Genomic DNA, 19211 nt, shown 5'->3' on the forward strand with positions numbered 1-19211 from the left:
AGATACGAAGTGTGACAAATAGTATAGAAAAAAGTAATGTATAAGAATAAACCTATAACATCAAAGTAATTTGGTACGCTCAGTTCGTGTCTTTAAATTTTTCATTCTTCAATATGGAATCCCGTAAAAAAAAGAAAAAATAGCAGTGTATCTTTATACAACACATTTACAAGGGGTTACAAACGCAAAATAGATATAATGCTAACATATTGTACTATATCATTTTGTTAGTTAAAATTAAATGAAAATCTACAAGGGGAAATATCTAGCGATTACCTATGAAGTCCAAAACAGTCTATTTATACAATATTGGTATAATTCACCAGACTGTATCAATGATTTTAAAAAAGAAATGCTAGCCTATACTTTATTTTATGAGGAGTTTAGACCAATGTATACATTATGGTTACAACAAAAATTCACCTTGCACTTAGATCAAACTATACAGATGTGGATTGAAGAAATGGTTAATAAACCTTGCTATACATACGGTAACAAGAAATGTGCTTTTGTAGTTAGTAAAGATATTTTAGCGCATGTTAGTGTAATCAATTCTTTCGAAAAAACAAAGTCCTGCATTGTTCCAAGACATTTTACTACAGAGCAAGAAGCAAGACAATGGCTTACTAATTCAGTTGAAAATACCCGAGGTTATAAAAAAAGTAAAATTATTTATGAAGGAGTAGATCAAGAAGGAAATATGATCATCAAGCTGCCTTGTCAAAACATAAAATCTACCTTAAAATTCCTTATTGAATCTATAGAACAAGAACAATTTATCCTGGAAAATGAATACAAATATCATTTACTAACTCAGCGAGAAAAACAAATCTTATCTCTAATTGCAGAAGGCAAAAAGCATCAACAAATAGCCGAAAAGTTATTTATCTCTCTTCATACGGTAAGAACCCATTGGAAAAATACAAAAGCTAAATTAAAAATCCAGAATAAAAGTAACTTCTTAGCCTTTCTTAAAGCTTTTAAAAACTAAAATACCCAATATCGGGTATTGATAAACCCTGGTATAATAACTTCTTTTGATTCAAGTATTTAAAAATGAATTAGTCATTTGTATACCATGTTTGTTTTAAAATAAACATATCCTACAATATTCTGTATTTAAAAATAAGTAAATGTGTATGGATAAGATAAAAGTATACATAACCCGCTGTGCATTTAGATGTTTTTTTAATCAAACCTCCAATTCGAGTGCTTCGACTTTAGGAGAAGTGTATCGAGAATAGGATTTTGGTTTAAAAAAGCTATTCTCGATACATTTTGTCTTCCGTCACCTCGAGCTCAGTCGAGAGGTCATTACGACAAAACACTCGAATTGACGTTTTTTTTTATAATTATTTTCCTAAATGCACAACAGGTTATACATATTCTTTATTTCATTTTTAGGTAGTGTATGACAAAAGTGGGAATAAACCGAAAACACACTTTAAACAGGAGTAGGTATAAAACTAAAAATGAGTAAAAATGGAAAATCAAAAAATGTTTGATGAACTAGAAAACCTTGTAATTGAACCCAAAGATTTTAACACAAGTGGTATGCTTGCCACTGTTGAAATAGCAAACGTATCACCAGCTAGCTATAATGTTTACATTTATGGAGCTTGCGAATTTGTTTATTCTGATGGTAGTACGTATCAAGATAACAAATTAGGTAGAGTTTATAGAGGCTCAAGTATTATTTGGAAATCGAATTCGGACACTAAATGTGTTGAAAGAATTAATATGGCTATTATTGCAAAATCTGACACTCATCCAGGTATTGGGCGTTATCCTCTTGCTGACCAAGCCCCTGCAGGTCAATGCATAATTGAAAGAGGTTGGTACTTTGGAGAAACTAAAAATGTAAAAAGTGGCGCAAAAGAACTTCAACAAATGTTCTGTTTAGAAGAAAAGAAATAAAACTCTTACTAACCCAATATTATACAAAAACAATAACTTTTTTATTGTTAGATTTAAGAATAGAAATTGCTACTAAATAAAATACCATTTAATAACAGCGCGGACTTCAACATCCGCGCTTATTAAAATCTCTGACTTTTACCCGTTAAACTCTTCTTCTCCTATGGGTTCTAATGATGTATTAATAGAAGCCATCTCCCAACCTGGTACATATCGCACATAAACAGGTTCTTCGTTACGAAGTAAATCTACAATTCGTTCAAGATCTGATTCGCTATAATGTACATAAATGTATCCCGAACCACTCATCGAATCTGTATTAGGAAGAGTAGATGCATCTCTATGAAAATAAGCAGCACCGATTAAGCTGCCGTTATCTCTTCTTAGTCCTATTATTGCTCTATATGCATAATTTTTACTATTATTTCCTCCTCCATAATAGGCGATGTCATACTTTTTGATGTATTCAATTGTTGTCATAATAAATATATTTAGTTTTTGTTTGATATAAAATAAAATCTATAACCAAACAAAAACAACCGTCTTTTACCTAATTTACATGGGGTTTTTATCCTAATTTTGAAGGAAAAATCACTCTTCTAAGACTATCAAGACTTATATCTATGAATACCAAATTAGATTACTCCATAAGAAGGCTCAAAGAAACTGATTTACATCAAGTAGCAGAACTCTATTCGCTATTTTGGGATGATGCGATGAACCTCACAAAAATGAAAGAAGTCTTTAAGAGGGTTTCAAAAGATTCTCAATACATTTTTTTAGGTGCAGAAATGAACGGAGAAATAATCGGGACCATACAAGGTGTTATATGTGAAGAATTGTACGGAGCATGTAAACCATTTCTCGTTATGGAAAATTTTGTTGTGAGTAAAGAACATAGAGGAAAAGGAATAGGAAAAAGCCTTTTGAGCGAATTAGAAAATAACGCAAAAAAAAGAGAGTGCTCGCAAATGATCTTCTTAACCGAATCTGATAGAAGCGATACTATTAAATTTTACGAAAAATTAGGCTTTGATTCTTCAACGCATAAAGGTTTTAAGAAATCTCTATAATAAAGTATTCTTATCCTTCACTAGAAAAACATTGCAAATTGATTATAATTCTTCATTAGGATTATAGTAAATCTTACGGTAGATTAGCTATATAAAATCAATAAAAAATAATCCAATTGAGTTTATTTAAACGGTAGACTTAAGAAAAAGAAGTAGTATGAGAATTATTTCAAAACTAATATTAATTATTGGAGTATTCGTGATGACAGGTTGTTCCGAAAAATCTAATGATTTAGTAGTGGGCGGACTTTATATAACCCAAAATGATAATGGATTTTATAGTATATCAAAAATATTAGCATTAGATGAATTTGCAGTGCATATAAGAATGTATTCTGATGAATTTAAAACCAAACCAAACGACTTAAACTCTGCAGATTTAAATTTCCTAATCGGGCATGCTCCTATGGCAAAAGAAGGATTCTTAATGGATAAACCCGTATTGTTGAAAGTAGAAAAAGTGTCTAAAGAAGAGCTAGAAGGTTATAATTATTATCTGGATGCGATGAAAAATCAGTAATAAAGTCTAACATTATATAAAAAACAGAAATAAAGTAAGGACTAATGATAGAAGAATATCTAAACAATATAAATAAGCAATTCGAATCCTATAAGGAAGTTGCAGATAAAACAATTTCACAATTAACAGAGAAAGATTTGTATTGGAAATATAATGAGGGAAGTAATGATATTGCATGTATAATGATCCATGTATCAGAAAATATGTTATCCCGATGGACAGATTTTTTTGAGAGTGACGGAGAAAAAGAGTGGAGAGATCGAGAAAGTGAATTTAAGACTCAGAACTTAACATATTCAGAATTAATTGAAAAATGGGAGAAAGGATGGAATTGTCTTTATGATGCTTTAGGTTCTATTAATGAAAGTAATTTTCACAAACCAATTCTCATAAGAAATAAAAAAGTCAAATTAATTGAAAGCATAACTAGACAAATTGCTCATTACCCATATCATATCGGTCAAATTGCTTTTATTGGGAAAATGGTTTTAAATGAAAAATGGAATTCACCCTCAATACCAAAAGGAAAATCGAACGAATATATCCGATTAGAATTTGAGAAAAATTCTAAATAAATTCAATTATATCAACATGCAAAAAATTATATATTCCTTTATCATCATTGTACTATTTCAAATAAATTGCAATGCAGAAAATATTATTAATGCAAGATTGATTGGTTTTTCAGATTCAGGTAATTTTCTAGCCATATATACCTATACCCCATACAGTGAAAGTTATACTTGGAAAGGAAGATTTGTTATTGTTGATGTCAAAAAAAACAAAATAATAGATGCGTTCGAATTAGAAAAAGAATACAAACCCGTAACTCCTGGTGCCTCAAATAAACTCGTTGTTAATGATCTACTAAAAAGTATGATTGCTATTAATAACCAGTTTCTTGATAAGTACAATATAATAAGAGGCAATACCGGTTATTTGGCATATTATCAACCTATTCACGAGTACATATTAAAAAACAATGACTGCGTAAGTAATCCAGAATCATATAGTAAATTAAGTATTCCTATAAGTAGTGAAAGATTTAGAACTACAAATACGGCAGATTCCCAACAATTTAATATTAATTTCTCCACAATGATTGTGGATGAATTAACTATTAATGAAGATGGATTGGGTTGTTCTGAATGTATTAAAAAATTTGGTTTAAAAATCACTGACGAATCTGATAAATCAGCCTTTGATTTTGAAAACCAATTAAAATTCAATCAATGTTACAGAGATTATTTTGTGGGTAGCGTCTATTTTTATAGTGAGAACAAGATAATAATTATAGCCTATGGTATGAGACCAGGATATGAAGGTTTAATGATAGAACCCATTTTTATAAGTGGTATTCTTTAATACATAAAATTAAATATAGAAACCGATCTTGATTCCTGGATCAAGATCATTACCCATTTATTATGAGAAACATAGCAACACTAACATTTTTCACCTTATTGATAAGTACACTATGCTATGGACAAAACACCTACCTATATTCTCAACCAAAAGAACTTAATGATGGATGGAAAACGAACAATTTACAGTCTCAAAAAATAGATACAACAAGGATATATAAATTATTCAGCCAAATACTCAATCAAAAAAACAAACTACATAGTGTTTTATTGATAAAAAATGATCAGCTAATTATTGAGGAGTATTTCAATACAACCTCTGCAGACCAACCACACGATCTTCGTTCTACAACAAAAAGTATACGATCCATACTAATGGGAATTGCTATCGATAAGGGATTTATAGCTAGTGTGGATGACCCAATATCAAAATATCTTAAAAGCCCGATTGTCACCAAAAATATTGACGACAGAAAAGAAAAAATTACAATCAAACACCTTTTAACTATGTCTAGCGGACTTGATTGTAACGATTGGAATAAAAAATCAAAAGGGCAAGAAGATAAAGTTTCCAGAAAAAAAGATTGGCTTCAATATACACTTAATTTACCTATGATCAATGAGCCAGAAGCGGTATCCAATTATTGTTCTATGGGTGCAATTCTGATTGCAGAAATAATAAGTCAAGCTTCTGGAATGACAATTGACAAATTCGCAGATCAATATGTATTTAATGATTTAGGTATTACCAATGTACATTGGGGGCATACTTCAGATAAGGAGATTATCCCTTCAGGAAAAAGGTTATATATGACCTCTCGCGATATGGCAAAAATTGGGCAATTGATACTCAACAACGGTCTATGGAATGAAAAACAAATTGTTTCTCAAAAGTGGATTGAGGAATCCACCACTCCGAAAACAAAAATAACAGGAATTGACTATGGATATTTCTGGTGGAATATTCCGTTTAAAATAGAAGAGAAAATAGTTATTTCTAAAACCGCAACGGGTAACGGCGGACAGTATATTATGATCTTTCCTACATTAGATATGGTGGCTGTATTTACAGGGGGTGCATATAATTCACAAGAAGATAAATTACCATTTGCAATAATGAAAGATATATTCTTGCCAACATTTGTGAAAAAAAAATAACGTTGTACATACTTTAGCTAGCACCTGTCAAACCAACATTTTGTATCTTTTTATGTTGCATTTCATACCCCAAACCCTATCTCTCACCTAATATCATCATTGCAACATCTCCAAAATTTTAAGGTTTTTTATAAAACCTTAATACCCAAAATGTGAGCAATGATCGCTTATTTAAGATTTTTGGATTATTACTTGTTTCATTGACCTCATCTATTGGATGTGCCCAGGAACATGTCGAAGAGCTAATAGGTAAGGTTCAAAGCCTTAATCATGACATCTCCAATGTTTTGATCATTAACCTTAACAACAAAAAAACCACGATTACCAATGCAAAAGGACTTTTTAAACTAGAAGTTAACGTAAACGACACCTTACAGTTTTCTGCAGTCCATTACTCAACAAAAGAAATTATGGTAACAAAGGCTATGCTACATCAAAAGATGATTTTTATCGATCTACAAGAAAAAGTTATCGATCTGGATGAAGTTACAATACAACCACACAATTTAACCGGCAACATACATCTCGATGCTCAACGGTTTGACAGCAAACCTGTTATCAACTCTTCTTCTTTAGGATTACCCCAAGCAAAAGTGAAGGTAAAAACCAAAAACGAACGATTGCTTTTTGAAGCAGATGACGGGAAATTTGTAAAACTACAAGGCAGTCCTTTTGGAGTCGGAATCACAGTAAATACTCACAAAATCATGAATAGGATTTCGGGAAAAACAAAAGCACTTAAAAACCGGTTGGTATTGGATGAACATATCAAAATAGAAAAGCAAATAGCCAATATGTTTCCAACGGTTGCCTATTCTAAAGAACTAGGAATACCACAAACTCACATTGAAGATTTTCTTAGTTTCTGTATTCATCAAACAGATTTCCCTAAACCATCAGATACCAAAAATCCATTACAGATCTGGGAGTATATTAAGGGTAAAAGCAACACATATAAAAAATCGAATGGTCTGAACTGATAAACATATATCATAATTTACTTATCACTTTGAACTTATCTCAGAATCTCAAATTATGAATTCTTAATTTCTAATTCATTACAATTTATTATCTTGGATTATACAGAATATTTCCTTTAGAAAACTCTACAATAAACCAAACACAAATCGTGAGTACAAATACATTAAAATACCTTTTAATAATTCTATCTTTTTTAGGCATTTCTTGTACTAAGGAAATTAAAAACCAAAATAAGGATAATTCAATTGTTATAACAAAAGAGGATAAAACTGTTGAAACTCCAGAAAGAACTAGCGATATAATAAATTCAGAGTATAAACAAGAAGAATCCATCTATATTGGGATGTTGCAGAAGATGTATGGAGAAGATGACTATTACATCTCTATAGCATTTAATGAAGCTGTACCTGATTCATTCCACAATACATTTCATAGAAATACAGAAGACTATATAGGAGAGTTAATATCAAAAACTGAGGATCACGAAAGGTATAAAATTAAAAAATCAGTAGCTCAAAAATATTTTGATGTAAGGGGTTTGGATACAATCATAATATTAAATGATAATCAAGAAAGAATAGATACATTATTTAGAAAAAATTATGAGTATTTCTCTGATCAATTAGAAAGTCAAGTGATTGCTACATATGAAAAAACCAAGATTGTTAATAAAGATGAAGACTACTTATGTATGTCTAATAATGATATTGTTTTAAGTAAAACCTCTGTATTTAAAAAAGATTCTACATACTTAGCAAAAACACTTATTAAAAATTCTTTTCATCCCTCCAATGTTTACGCTCATTATAAAATGATAAAGAATACTGATACCATTTCTTTTGTGTCATTTGGTATTTACAATAACAAAATTCAGAAAGAATGTTTTTACTTATTTAAAAATAAGAATCCTATTGATTCTATAATTAATGAATATTCAATATCCAAAATGCTTCCTGTACCTATATCTATGGAAACCGAAAATTTATATATTGCATATGAGTTTATTCCTGATACAGACGCCTTTTGGGCATCACTTATTGGGATAGATTTAAAAAATGATAAGCTCAAGAATTATAAAAGGAATAGACTGTATACAAGCCCTAAAAAAGAATAAAGAATAATGAATATCTCTTAAATTTGTAATTCATATGTCTATGTTTAACTACATATGATCTCTATTCTTAGACAACACCTATTTATAACCCGTATCTATAATACCCAATCGTAGTAAAATATAGTAGATTAATTTTTAACCAACAGATATGCCTTTAAACCCAATGTCAATCATAGCAAGAACATTATACAAAATCCAAAAAAAACATTTCAAAATAACTCCATCATACTTTTTTACATACACTAAGAAAAAATGTAACTTACACATTTATTTTATGTTAACCACAACCAATACCAATTTTTAATATGCGTACTATCAAGTCTTCGACCTCATCTATCTCACTATTAGTTATGCTCTCTATTTTAGTTTTAAGCTGTACTCAAAAAAAGAATACTACAGATGTAGAAAAATCAGCCAACCTTGTAAATCCAAAAGATTGGCCAACCATCAAAGCCCTGCCGCTAGACCCATCGATAGAAGCACAAATTGATGAAATACTGCCAAAACTAACGTTAGAACAAAAAGTTGGTCAGGTCATCCAGGCAGATAATGGATCTATTACTCCAGAAGAGGTTAAGCAATATCGATTAGGCTCTGTATTAAGTGGTGGTAATTCGGCACCAGGACCTTTACCATATGCTGATACCAAAACCTGGTTGGCAATGGCTGATGAATATTACAACGCATCGATTGATAAAGAAGGTGTTGAGATTGCTATACCTTGTATATGGGGAATAGACGCAGTACATGGTCATACAAATCTTAGTGGAGCTATTGTTTTTCCACATAACATTGGACTTGGTGCGATGAACAACCCTGACTTAATTGAGCAAATTGCATCAGTAACTGCTCACGAACTTACTGTATCTGGTCACGATTGGACCTTTGCTCCAACTTTGGCCATACCGCAAGATACACGTTGGGGTAGAAGTTATGAAGGATTCTCTGAAGACCCTAAAATAGTAAAATCCTATGGAAGTCGCATTGTCTATGGACTACAAGGCCGTGTTGGTGAAGAAGGTTTTATGGGAGCTGGTCGCGTTATATCAAGCGCTAAACACTTTCTTGCTGATGGCGCTACAGAAAAAGGTGTCGATCAGGGAGATGCTCTTATTAGTGAAACAGAATTACGTGACGTGCACGCAGCAGGATATTATAGTGCAATACCTGCAGGGGTACAAACCGTAATGGCTTCTTTCTCTAGCTGGCAAGGCAGAAAACTTCATGGTGACAAAGAACTGTTAACAGACGTCTTAAAGGGTCAACTCGGTTTTAATGGCTTTGTGGTTGGTGACTGGAACGGTCATGGTCAAGTTCCTGGCTGTACCAATACAGATTGTCCACAATCACTTAATGCAGGTCTGGATATGTATATGGCTCCCGATAGTTGGAAAGGTTTATATGAAAGCACTTTGAAACATGTAAAGAGCGGAACAATTCCTATGACTCGTTTGGATGATGCAGTACGCCGTATTCTTAGAGTAAAAATTGCCTCGGGTATATTTACCAAAGGTGCACCAAGTACTCGTAAAAATGCAGGAGATGAAAGCCTTCTGGGGCTTCCTAAAAACAGAGCCATAGCACGACAAGCTGTTCGTGAGTCCATGGTTTTGCTTAAAAATAATAATAGCGTTTTACCAATAGACGCTACAAAAACGATTATGGTTGTTGGCGACGGAGCAGAAAGCATCTCCAAGGCATGTGGTGGTTGGACATTGTCATGGCAAGGTACAGGTCATACCAACAATGAGTTCCCTAATGGTGAATCAATACTAGAGGGTATAAAAGAAGTCGTTAACAAAGCAGGTGGTAAAGTAATTTATTCTGCCAATGCAGACACAAGCGTAACTGCCGATCTTGTAATTGCCATTTATGGAGAAAATCCATATGCAGAGTTTCAGGGGGACCGTGAAAATCTCGACTTTGTTCCTAATGATTTTGACGTAAATACATTGACAGAATTTAAAAGTAAAGGCATTCCTGTTGTATCCGTTTTTCTATCTGGTCGTCCGTTATGGACTAACCCAGAAATCAACCAGTCAGATGCATTTATCGCAGCATGGTTGCCTGGTAGTGAAGGAGGAGGTATCTCAGATCTGTTATTTCAAACAGACCCTTCTTATAATTTCACAGGTCGTTTATCATTCTCATGGCCGTCGAGTGCTGTAGTATCAGAAGACGCTAAACCATTGTTTACCCTGGGTTATGGTCTTTCTTATACCGATACTGCAACAGTTGATCAGCTTTCAGAAGATTCAGGCTTAGAAGATAGTCAAGTAGTCTCTACAGGTGAGTTTTTTAGCAAAGGAGCTCCTGTTGCACCTTGGGGATTATGGTTAAGTTCAGGCGATTTAGTCAAACAAATTGGTAGTTTCCCTACATCTGTAGGCGGGTTGATAATTAGTAAAACCGACCACAATGCGCAAGAAGATGCATTAAGAATACAATGGACAAAATCAGATCGTGACCAAATACGGGTTAGTGCGGCGTCACCAAGTGATATGTCTCGCCAATCCAATGGTGCTATGGAACTTGCGTTCTCAGCAAAATCATTTACAGCCAGCGACGCAGCCCTACAAATTGGTATGTGTGGTCCAGACGCTCCGTGTGATAAAACGCTTAATATCATCGTCGCTCCCAATGATTGGAAAGAATATCGAATAAGCCTAAGTTGCTTTGATAATCTTGGTCTTGATATGACCAAAATTAGCTCTGCATTAATGATTACCGCTGGAGAAGGTGTCGAGATTGGGCTAAGCAATATTCGCCTGGCATCAGATCTTGATGCTAAGCCCGGGTGCGATGGTAAATAGTTTTTTTGCTTTACCATAAAAATGTCACAGGCAAGGCGATTTATTTGTAATTCATGATAATATGAAGAAATTAAGGGCGATAGATAAGTTCAATAAAAAAGCTAGTGAATGTCTAATAGTGTTAGAAAAAACAGACAGTGAACAAATATCTATAAGCCCTTCTCAAGGTAGATGGTCTTTATCAGAATTATATGACCATATTATGAGGGTGGCCAGAACCTATCAAATACCTAATTTTAAAAAAAGCGTTACTGCATTAGCCAAAATGAAAAAGAGAAAACAACAACTTAATATTGGAAGGGTTGGGTTATGAGTGTGGCTTTAGTTCTAAATCTGCCTTCTTCAATAACCTTAAGAAGAAAACAGATAGAAACGCCCGAAAAATATAAAAAGAAATCAGTACAGATTAATTAAGGACTTCCCATATCCACTTTTAAATCCCTTTTTTTGCTTTAAAAGCAATAAAACATGAATAAAAGAGATTTCTTAAAGACTGTAGGAGCTGCTTCAATACTTACCTTCCTAAGTCCTTCTGATGTTTTTGGAATACACAATGACAATTCCAAAAAAGTGCTGATTTTAGGTGGAAGAGGATTTCTTGGGCCTAGTATAGTAAAGGAATTTTTAACCTCTGGCTATGAGGTCACACTTTTAAATAGGGGAAAGACAAATACACATTTATTCAACAATTTACCCATCATAATCTGTGATAGGGAAAAGGAAAATAAAGCAGGTTTAAAAGCAATCGACAAAAAATACAAAGACACCTATTGGGATATTGTTGTAGATACCTGGCAAAAATCACCAAAGGCGATATCCGACTTTTTGGATGAATTTAAAGGTAGAATAGGTCATTATCACTACATATCATCAATTTCTGTTTATGGTAATTGGAACAAAAAATTTATTACTGAAAATGACCCTTTAAAATCTTTGCCTAAACGTCCTGAATCTATTGCAGAAGGAATGAAACATCGTTATGCACTTCGTAAAACGTTTGCCGAAGAAGCCATACGAGAACAAATAGATAATTATACAATATACAGATCTCATGGAATGCGAGATTTTAGAAGTGTAGATCCAAGCAATATCATAGACGAACCTTTTTGGCCTATACGCTTTTACAGAGGAGGCGAAATATTATTACCTCATGTAAAAAATCATCATATACAAGCTGTTGATGTTAAAAGCTTGGTGAGTTTTATTGTGCTTTGTTCTCATCAAAATACTTTTGGAGAATTTAATATTGCCTGCGAACCAACGCCATTTAAAGATTATGTTTCTAGTCTTATTCATGCTACTGCAATGCCAGAGAAATTATATTGGATCGATGGTGAATTTTTAATTAAAAACGGACTTATACCATATAAAGTAGTCCCTTTCTGGAAGCCAAAACCAGAAGGCTCATATTATTTTAATGTACAAAAGGCCGTAGAAGCAGGATTTGTACATAGACCATTAGTTGATATGATAAAGGACCAGATAGAGGGATATAAATACAGATATCCAAAAAACGATATCATTTTTGGAAAACAATCAGATGGTCAGGTGAAATACTATTCATTAGAACATGAGAAAGAAATAATCAAAAAGTGGGTTTCTAGACAGAGGTAGTTTTTTACAAAATCGCCTAATGTTTGAAAAACTATTGAACTAAATTGTAAACATAATTTACAGTAACCTGATATCCAATGATTTTGTAATCTCTAAACATCTAATTTCCAACACCCAACACCTGACTTCTGCCCCTCATTTTAACGCTCAAAGTACGAAGCTCGATGCCCGATGTTTTTGTAATCTTTGTCTTCGGTCTTCTCCACCCAGATGACACTAATTCATAATCCATGTCTATAAATAAGTAAAACAAAATATAAAATTAGACGCTGTGCTTAATCCAAAATATAGTATCTTTTTACTCGCTACGTTTCATTCACAAATCGCTAGCACTAATTAAAAAGTAGTAGACATCAATATCACATTATTCACCTTAGTATTTCACTTGTTTTTGTTTAACAATCAAATTGATCATTTAACCGAACATATAGGTTGTGAAACAGAAAATCTAGTGCTCAAAACAGAAACAATCGAAAGAGAACGGAAATTCTTGTTTTGGAAATTACCACACAAAAAAGTTATATTGATAGATAAGCTGGTAAACTCTAACGGAAAAGTTATATTAAAACGTAAATCTGTATTTCTTGTATCTATGGATTCTTCAGAAGACAAAATATTTAGAAGGATTAAGATTGTTGATAGAGAAATACAGGTTTTCCGACATAGTAGGGATTATCAAAATCAATTTATCGAACTTTATGATTTTTGTGGAAAGTATAAAGGCAGGAGAATCTGGAAAGATGGAGATTTTTATAAAACTAAATAAAAACTTACAGAAACAGCATAGCTATTCTTTGAGGTAACTAAAATATTATTCACAGAACGTTATAAACAATCAATAAAATTTATGGGATTTTTTAAAAAACTATTTGGAGGGAATCAAAAAAAAAGTTCTGAGCAAGAAGAAAAGAAAACCAGTGAATACAATTTGAAATGGATTAATCCAGAACAAAACCCTTGGGGTTTGAAAATTTTAGATTTAAGACCAATTTCTCAAAATATGCTTTCAACTTCAAAAGATCCTAAAATGGCTACTAATGCTATTTCTTATGGTCAAGAAGACGGAACAGCTTTTACAGAGTATTCACCCAAATCCAAAAGAACATTTTCCAGTGATTTAACGATTTCAACAGATGAAAAACTTGAGGAGGGTGTTTTGTTTAATCCATCAACAATGGAAAACAAATGGGCGATTTATTTTATTAATGATCGTTTACTATTTATTAGAAGTTGGTTGAGAGAAGCTTTTGTAGTTGCAAAAACGACTCAAGAAAAAAACCAATTAAGAATAACTGAAATAACAGGCGAATTCACTGATAATGAATCATCCAAAATGACTGAATCCATTTTGATGTTTTTACTATATAGTCATTCTTTAAATGAAACAGTCCCCGCTCCTATTCCAAAAGACTTATCAAGCAATACAGATCAGGCAGGAATGTGGGCTTTTTCTACTTATGGAAACATGGCTCATTTCGGATATTTTGGAGAGGACTTTAACTATAAAACAGCGTTAAAACTAAGAACCCACTCTTTATTACATATTGCAATTGCAAGAGGTGAACTAGATAAAATAAACCTAGAGTTAGATCGAAATACTAATATTAATTGTTTGGCGGGAGATGGCCTTTCAACGTTACAATGGGCAATAACCGCTGACTCAAATGTATTAAGTTTGTTGCTTGACAAAGGAGCTAATCCAAATACAAAATCAACTGAAGGAGCAACCCCAATAATGAATGCTGTACAATCAAATAAAGTTGAACATCTCAATATTTTGATTGAAAATAAAGCTGATCTAAATGCTAAGGACAATAGAGGTTTTACTGCTTTGCACAGAGCCTCAGAAATGGGACATCAAGAAATCGTTCGCATTTTATTAGAAAATGGAGCCGATAAAAATGTAGAAGCAGAAAGTCATACGCCCTTATCATTAGCCATAGCTATGAAAAATAAAGAGATTATAAATCTATTAGAAAAATAAAAGATCATAACAATTTGTATGAATAAGCATTTTTATAAAGGGATAAAAGAAGATACTTCTTCAAGAATAATATATGTCACAGATCCTAATAAATTTGATATAACAAAAGTAAATAAAGGTATACTTTCGTTTCATGCTAATTGGAGTGGACACTCCATAATACACGGAAATTCAATTCTGAAGTTAATAGATAGATCCGAAGTAAAAGACTTTTATATTTATGTATTTGATATTGACTTAATTTCGCAAGAAAAACAACTTGAATTAATAGGGAAGAAATGTCATGGTTATTTTGAATCTGTTTGGGTCGAAAACGGAAAAATTGAGTTTAACTATAGAGATACTAACAGAGCTCAAGAACTAGCTAAATTTATTGAATTCTTAAATGAGAAGCTAAAAATTACTTCATCATCTGAAGATAAACTAAAAAAAGAAAAAAACAGTTCCTCCAAAGCCCCTATTCCTGATCAAAAAGATCATGTTGAACATAAAGAAGTTGAAACTTCAAATGATAATCCTGTAACATCTTATGAAAAAGAATTTTTTACCATTTTTGAGTATTATGAACAAGGATTACTCACAAAAAAAGAATTATTTTCTCAAGTAGTTTATTTAAACCAAATGTTTTATATAAAACAAGGGAACCTACAGACTAAAAATTATTTTATAGGAGGAACAGCAAAAGATCTAACCAAAGAATAAACCTGCAACCAACAAAGTAGCCCAACCCAGATTTGCAATCCGTGTCTATAAAACTCATTCCTCACTCCAAACTCCTCAAACCAAATTCCTAACTCCTCAAACCTCACTCCCGACCTCCGTCTCCTGACCTCTGACTTCTATCTCCCATGAAATACAATGAAATATTTTCTCATACACTTCTTTCCTATTTTTAATCAGATCAGTTTTTATAAAAAAATGAACAGATACTATCCATCTAGTATAGGTTTATAAATTATAAAAAAGTGAAAAATCAATTATTAAAGCACGCCCATAAATTAAATCAAAATGCATTAGATCATGAACCTAAAATCTATAATTCGGCTATTAAAAATTCAGCTTATAAAGGGATGCAATTGAAATAAAAGTCATTGTAGTTTTTTTCCCAATAGGTATTGCAAGGATGAAATCTACCCATAAAATTCTTAAAAATTATTAACCAATAAAATTTTAAATATGAGATCTGTTTATGTACTTGTCAATAATGATGGAACCAATCAAGGGGGTTCTGGTATTTCTTCAACTTCACGAGAAGGAAAAGGAAATTACTTTGTGAATTATGAGAAACCATTTTCTCAATCACCAGGCGTAAGCGCTACTCCTTGGGGAACCGGAGTACTATGCTCTGTAAATGTTCTGGCCGAAAATACATGCGAGGTTTTGGTTACCGACTTACAAGGAAATCTGATTGATAGTGGATTCGCTTTTCTAGCGGTTGGTGACTGAAATTAAAAAAATATAACCTATTAAATTACTACTGAGGGTGATGTCTTACATCACTCTCAATTACCTTAAATCCAGAAAAGTTTACATACAAGGTATTTCCAAAATCTAACAATTGTATGAATTTCAGGAAATATCAAAATTCTAGAAGCAACTATATGAATACTACTCGACTAGTATACGATTATAAAAATAAATAAAAGGATATATATCGTTTATATCATTTTATAAGTAATGCTCTCGATTAAATCAGCACAAAAAACATGCAAAATATGGAAAAGAAAACTACAATAACTAATGTTACAATTTCTTCTATCAGTCCAACAGAAGGTTCGTTGATAGGAAATAATTTAATCACACTCACCGGAACAGGTTTCAATAGTATTAACAGCCCTGCCGTGAATTTTGGGAATGCAGGAGCTACCAAGATCAAAATTGTATCTGATACTATCATGACCATGGTCAATCCTAATACTGGAGTACCAGGTTCGGTTTCGGTGACATTAATTGATGGAAGTACTCCTATAATCGCACCTAAAAAATTTAACTATAATTTACCAGAGATAACAGGAATTCACCCTAGTGCATCTTCAGTTCAAGGGGGTGAAACCATCACTATCGAAGGAAAATTTTTTACGGGAGCTTCTGCTGTAAATTTTAAAGCTCTTGGTGCAACCCAAATTCATGTACTATCTGACAATAAGATCACGGTCACTAACCCTATAGCTCCAAATGCTGAAACTGTAGATGTGCAAGTAGTTGTGCAAGGTAATAATTCGCCAAAGGTCAATGCCGCTCAATTCACATATCATCAGGCTGCTAATAATGGCGTACCATTATTGTTTTCTTCAGAAACTCCAAGGGACACTTACATTCAATTCATCGGTGATCAAAGCATGGATGGAAAATATTACGATAATTCGGGTACTTTAAAGTCTTTGGCTCCAAACACCGCCTACAGTTTGCAAGAGATCACTAGTGGAACAAGATTTGGAGATGGCTTGCCAAATGGAGTCCCAGCAGTATTAATCAAAACCTTTTCTGGCAGGATTTATATCAGTATGGGCGGTCCAATCACTGGTATGAGCGCTAATTACACTCCAGATGCAAACAAGAACCCTAATCTTGATCTAAGGTATCAATACTTTGAACCCACGATCAAAGATTCACAAATGGATGTAGATTTATCTTATATAGATTTTACTGCCATTTCATTATCACTAAATACATTCAATGCCCCTCATGCTACTAATAAAAATCAGATTAGCAGTAGTAGTTTTGATATGGCCACAGCTACAGGAGCAGTCGCTTCAACCAAAAATGGTTCGGTTCTTCCCAAACCTGCGGACCAATTACCCAATGCAGCATTTGCTCGTGTGATCAGTCCGCAATTAGGAAATGATGGTTTATATCACGACTTTACAAACTATCTCAAAACCGTATTAGTAAATAAAAAAGTGAGAATCGCAGGAACGTATGTCGGTACAGGACATCAACCATCAGGAACTCCTTCTACACAGGCTCAAAGCTATGATTATACAGCAAGTTTTGATACTCAAGGCAATGTAACCTTAGTTCCCAATGCAGATTCTGGAAATGGTTGCGCTCCAGGTGTTCCTAATGTACAACAAGGCCCCGGAGTTGGAACAACCGGTGGAAATATTGTCATTACTTTTGATGACCTAAATGATAAAACAGGAATTTACGGCTGCAACTCCCCTTATACATTAGGTTCTAATCCAAAAACTACAGGAATAACTAACGATGTCTACGGACAAGTAGTAGGTGATCTATTAGCTGGGCTCAACTTTGGCTATGTTGGTAGTACAGCAAAAAGCAATAACGTACCCATAGGATCCTTATCAAGTACAGAATGGTGGGGAGGTATTATGCCTGATGGAACAGTGATTTCTTTTTCATCCACACCTGGTGGAAACAACATTTATTTTGGCGGAGCGCAAAGTGATAGCAAAAATTATAATTCTTATGCTGGCAGCATTAGTCAATTGACTAGTGGTTATGGTTTTCCTCTTCAGGATCGATTAGGTCATAACCTGCTAACAATGAATACGGCATCTGACCCAAATGCTTATCTAGTGGTATGGGTCGATATTGTACCCACGCCTGCCTAAACTATTTAACAACATAGTATATAATACATTTGTATGTAATCCAATAACACCTGATGGTACGGATTTGTAATCTGTGAACTCCATCAAAATCTCAAAACTTAGCTAACTACTATCCAATACCGCTAGTCTTAGACTAGTGGGTGACAGTAGTAGATATAATCTAAATCAATGTCTAAGAGAGAGCAATAAATGTTCGCCTTATGAATTTCTCAAACTTTCGAAGTAACATTTTCTCCTATTACGACACATACTCATAACATTATATGTGAAAAAATAGAGAAATATGAATTCAAAAATTCTAGAACATTACCGAGAACTTATACGTACAAATCTAGAGTATCTCAAAAGTGCTACTATAAAATCAAGTATAGAAGAATATAAAACCAATCTTATAGAAGAAACAGCTAAACTCGAATTAGAAAGTCATAAAACTCATAACCAAAATTTTATAAATTCATTTTACAGCGAATCAATTGCTACATTAAAAGAAGGTGGAGATGAGATGAATAGTTGTATACATACGGCAATTAAAAACCTGAATACAATAGATTTAAAGCAAATTACTGAGTCTATTAAAGAACAAATCGAATCTTCATTAACAAGTTTTGAACTTAAAGAAGAATATAAATCATTCAATGGTCTTCTATTCGAATATAATTCAAATCTAAGTTTTTCTGGTATTGCCTTTAAAGAACCAAAATTCGAAATCAATCTGGAGAAACCAAAATACTTAGAATTTCAGGATGGAAGCTATGCATCTGATCATCCAATAGATTTTGAATTAGAAGAAGCGCTTGGATCAATTTTAAGCGAAGAATTTGACGAAATTGCTTGGGCATTTGATTTTGAATTAGATATCTTTCTTAAAATACAAGAAACCGTTTACTCTATTGCAGCTCTTGCTTTACATACTGTGCTCGACTCTGAAGACATAAAAAATACGTTAAAACAAAAGGGGTTCGAAAATAATGGTGTAGTATATTTATATGAACATGACAACGAGGAAAAACCAGTATTTGTGAATGAATAACCTCATCACCCGATACGCAGATTTACAATCTGTGCCTATACAACTCATACCTACCTCCACATTCTGAC

19 protein-coding genes are annotated in these 19211 nt (G+C 33.0%); 18 read left to right on the forward strand and 1 reads right to left on the reverse strand.

What is annotated here, in order from left to right:
- Positions 1 to 241: 241 nt before the first annotated feature.
- Together PQF96_RS06290 and PQF96_RS06295 are read left to right on the forward strand one after the other, a co-directional pair.
- On the forward strand, positions 242 to 991 hold the full coding sequence (locus tag PQF96_RS06290) for a response regulator transcription factor (protein WP_271765450.1): 750 nt from the start codon (positions 242 to 244) through the stop codon (positions 989 to 991).
- A 491-nt stretch (positions 992 to 1482) separates the two neighbouring features.
- Entirely contained in the window at positions 1483 to 1917 is a 435-nt protein-coding gene (locus PQF96_RS06295) for a hypothetical protein (protein WP_271765451.1), read from the forward strand.
- Positions 1918 to 2055: 138 nt separating this feature from the next.
- Here the strand turns inward: PQF96_RS06295 and PQF96_RS06300 are convergent, their stop codons facing one another.
- Positions 2056 to 2397 carry a hypothetical protein gene (locus PQF96_RS06300; protein WP_109434758.1) on the reverse strand — a complete coding sequence of 114 codons (342 nt, stop codon included), beginning with the start codon at positions 2395 to 2397 and terminating at the stop codon, positions 2056 to 2058.
- 143 nt (positions 2398 to 2540) lie between these two features.
- Between PQF96_RS06300 and PQF96_RS06305 the strand changes: the two genes are divergently transcribed.
- The 16 genes from PQF96_RS06305 (at position 2541) to PQF96_RS06380 (ending at position 19143) form a co-directional block, all read left to right on the forward strand.
- Positions 2541 to 2990 carry a GNAT family N-acetyltransferase gene (locus PQF96_RS06305; RefSeq protein ID WP_271765452.1) on the forward strand — a complete coding sequence of 150 codons (450 nt, stop codon included), beginning with the start codon at positions 2541 to 2543 and terminating at the stop codon, positions 2988 to 2990.
- A gap of 157 nt (positions 2991 to 3147) precedes the next feature.
- Positions 3148 to 3510, forward strand: a complete 363-nt coding sequence (locus PQF96_RS06310) for a hypothetical protein (RefSeq protein ID WP_271765453.1) — start codon at positions 3148 to 3150, stop codon at positions 3508 to 3510.
- A 44-nt stretch (positions 3511 to 3554) separates the two neighbouring features.
- A complete protein-coding gene (locus tag PQF96_RS06315; RefSeq protein ID WP_271765454.1) occupies positions 3555 to 4085 on the forward strand; it encodes a DUF1572 family protein in 531 nt (176 codons plus the stop codon).
- Between the two features lie 16 nt (positions 4086 to 4101).
- Positions 4102 to 4875: a hypothetical protein gene (locus tag PQF96_RS06320; RefSeq protein ID WP_271765455.1), complete on the forward strand. Its 774-nt coding sequence runs from the start codon at positions 4102 to 4104 to the stop codon at positions 4873 to 4875.
- Between the two features lie 62 nt (positions 4876 to 4937).
- The gene (locus PQF96_RS06325) at positions 4938 to 6032 is read left to right on the forward strand and encodes a serine hydrolase domain-containing protein (protein ID WP_271765456.1); all 1095 of its coding nucleotides are present in this window, start codon (positions 4938 to 4940) and stop codon (positions 6030 to 6032) included.
- Positions 6033 to 6184: 152 nt separating this feature from the next.
- Positions 6185 to 7012, forward strand: coding sequence for a carboxypeptidase-like regulatory domain-containing protein (locus tag PQF96_RS06330; RefSeq protein WP_271765457.1), 828 nt, complete (start codon positions 6185 to 6187; stop codon positions 7010 to 7012).
- Positions 7013 to 7161: 149 nt separating this feature from the next.
- A complete protein-coding gene (locus PQF96_RS06335) occupies positions 7162 to 8127 on the forward strand; it encodes a hypothetical protein (RefSeq protein ID WP_271765458.1) in 966 nt (321 codons plus the stop codon).
- A gap of 305 nt (positions 8128 to 8432) precedes the next feature.
- On the forward strand, positions 8433 to 10940 hold the full coding sequence (locus tag PQF96_RS06340; RefSeq protein ID WP_271765459.1) for a glycoside hydrolase family 3 protein: 2508 nt from the start codon (positions 8433 to 8435) through the stop codon (positions 10938 to 10940).
- A gap of 61 nt (positions 10941 to 11001) precedes the next feature.
- The gene (locus tag PQF96_RS06345) at positions 11002 to 11253 is read left to right on the forward strand and encodes a hypothetical protein (RefSeq protein WP_271765460.1); all 252 of its coding nucleotides are present in this window, start codon (positions 11002 to 11004) and stop codon (positions 11251 to 11253) included.
- Positions 11254 to 11408: 155 nt separating this feature from the next.
- Complete coding sequence (locus tag PQF96_RS06350; RefSeq protein WP_271765461.1) at positions 11409 to 12554, forward strand: NAD-dependent epimerase/dehydratase family protein; 1146 nt, start codon at positions 11409 to 11411, stop codon at positions 12552 to 12554.
- Positions 12555 to 12945: 391 nt separating this feature from the next.
- Positions 12946 to 13320 carry a hypothetical protein gene (locus PQF96_RS06355; RefSeq protein ID WP_271765462.1) on the forward strand — a complete coding sequence of 125 codons (375 nt, stop codon included), beginning with the start codon at positions 12946 to 12948 and terminating at the stop codon, positions 13318 to 13320.
- A gap of 81 nt (positions 13321 to 13401) precedes the next feature.
- Complete coding sequence (locus PQF96_RS06360; RefSeq protein ID WP_109434746.1) at positions 13402 to 14538, forward strand: ankyrin repeat domain-containing protein; 1137 nt, start codon at positions 13402 to 13404, stop codon at positions 14536 to 14538.
- An 18-nt stretch (positions 14539 to 14556) separates the two neighbouring features.
- On the forward strand, positions 14557 to 15240 hold the full coding sequence (locus tag PQF96_RS06365) for a hypothetical protein (protein WP_271765463.1): 684 nt from the start codon (positions 14557 to 14559) through the stop codon (positions 15238 to 15240).
- 474 nt (positions 15241 to 15714) lie between these two features.
- Positions 15715 to 15984: a hypothetical protein gene (locus PQF96_RS06370; RefSeq protein ID WP_109434743.1), complete on the forward strand. Its 270-nt coding sequence runs from the start codon at positions 15715 to 15717 to the stop codon at positions 15982 to 15984.
- A 269-nt stretch (positions 15985 to 16253) separates the two neighbouring features.
- The gene (locus PQF96_RS06375) at positions 16254 to 18113 is read left to right on the forward strand and encodes an IPT/TIG domain-containing protein (RefSeq protein ID WP_271765464.1); all 1860 of its coding nucleotides are present in this window, start codon (positions 16254 to 16256) and stop codon (positions 18111 to 18113) included.
- Between the two features lie 283 nt (positions 18114 to 18396).
- Positions 18397 to 19143, forward strand: coding sequence for a hypothetical protein (locus tag PQF96_RS06380; RefSeq protein ID WP_271765465.1), 747 nt, complete (start codon positions 18397 to 18399; stop codon positions 19141 to 19143).
- Positions 19144 to 19211 lie beyond the last annotated feature (68 nt).

This window comes from Aquimarina algiphila (genome assembly GCF_947494415.1).
GTDB lineage: Bacteria > Bacteroidota > Bacteroidia > Flavobacteriales > Flavobacteriaceae > Aquimarina > Aquimarina algiphila.

Bases quoted from the DNA above. Each gene is read 5' to 3' on its own strand.
- PQF96_RS06290 (WP_271765450.1), top strand. From the start codon at position 242: ATGAAAATCTACAAGGGGAAATATCTAGCGATTACCTATGAAGTCCAA.
- PQF96_RS06295 (WP_271765451.1), top strand. From the start codon at position 1,483: ATGGAAAATCAAAAAATGTTTGATGAACTAGAAAACCTTGTAATTGAA.
- PQF96_RS06300 (WP_109434758.1), bottom strand. From the start codon at position 2,397: ATGACAACAATTGAATACATCAAAAAGTATGACATCGCCTATTATGGA.
- PQF96_RS06305 (WP_271765452.1), top strand. From the start codon at position 2,541: ATGAATACCAAATTAGATTACTCCATAAGAAGGCTCAAAGAAACTGAT.
- PQF96_RS06310 (WP_271765453.1), top strand. From the start codon at position 3,148: ATGAGAATTATTTCAAAACTAATATTAATTATTGGAGTATTCGTGATG.
- PQF96_RS06315 (WP_271765454.1), top strand. From the start codon at position 3,555: ATGATAGAAGAATATCTAAACAATATAAATAAGCAATTCGAATCCTAT.
- PQF96_RS06320 (WP_271765455.1), top strand. From the start codon at position 4,102: ATGCAAAAAATTATATATTCCTTTATCATCATTGTACTATTTCAAATA.
- PQF96_RS06325 (WP_271765456.1), top strand. From the start codon at position 4,938: ATGAGAAACATAGCAACACTAACATTTTTCACCTTATTGATAAGTACA.
- PQF96_RS06340 (WP_271765459.1), top strand. From the start codon at position 8,433: ATGCGTACTATCAAGTCTTCGACCTCATCTATCTCACTATTAGTTATG.
- PQF96_RS06345 (WP_271765460.1), top strand. From the start codon at position 11,002: ATGAAGAAATTAAGGGCGATAGATAAGTTCAATAAAAAAGCTAGTGAA.
- PQF96_RS06350 (WP_271765461.1), top strand. From the start codon at position 11,409: ATGAATAAAAGAGATTTCTTAAAGACTGTAGGAGCTGCTTCAATACTT.
- PQF96_RS06360 (WP_109434746.1), top strand. From the start codon at position 13,402: ATGGGATTTTTTAAAAAACTATTTGGAGGGAATCAAAAAAAAAGTTCT.
- PQF96_RS06365 (WP_271765463.1), top strand. From the start codon at position 14,557: ATGAATAAGCATTTTTATAAAGGGATAAAAGAAGATACTTCTTCAAGA.
- PQF96_RS06370 (WP_109434743.1), top strand. From the start codon at position 15,715: ATGAGATCTGTTTATGTACTTGTCAATAATGATGGAACCAATCAAGGG.
- PQF96_RS06375 (WP_271765464.1), top strand. From the start codon at position 16,254: ATGGAAAAGAAAACTACAATAACTAATGTTACAATTTCTTCTATCAGT.
- PQF96_RS06380 (WP_271765465.1), top strand. From the start codon at position 18,397: ATGAATTCAAAAATTCTAGAACATTACCGAGAACTTATACGTACAAAT.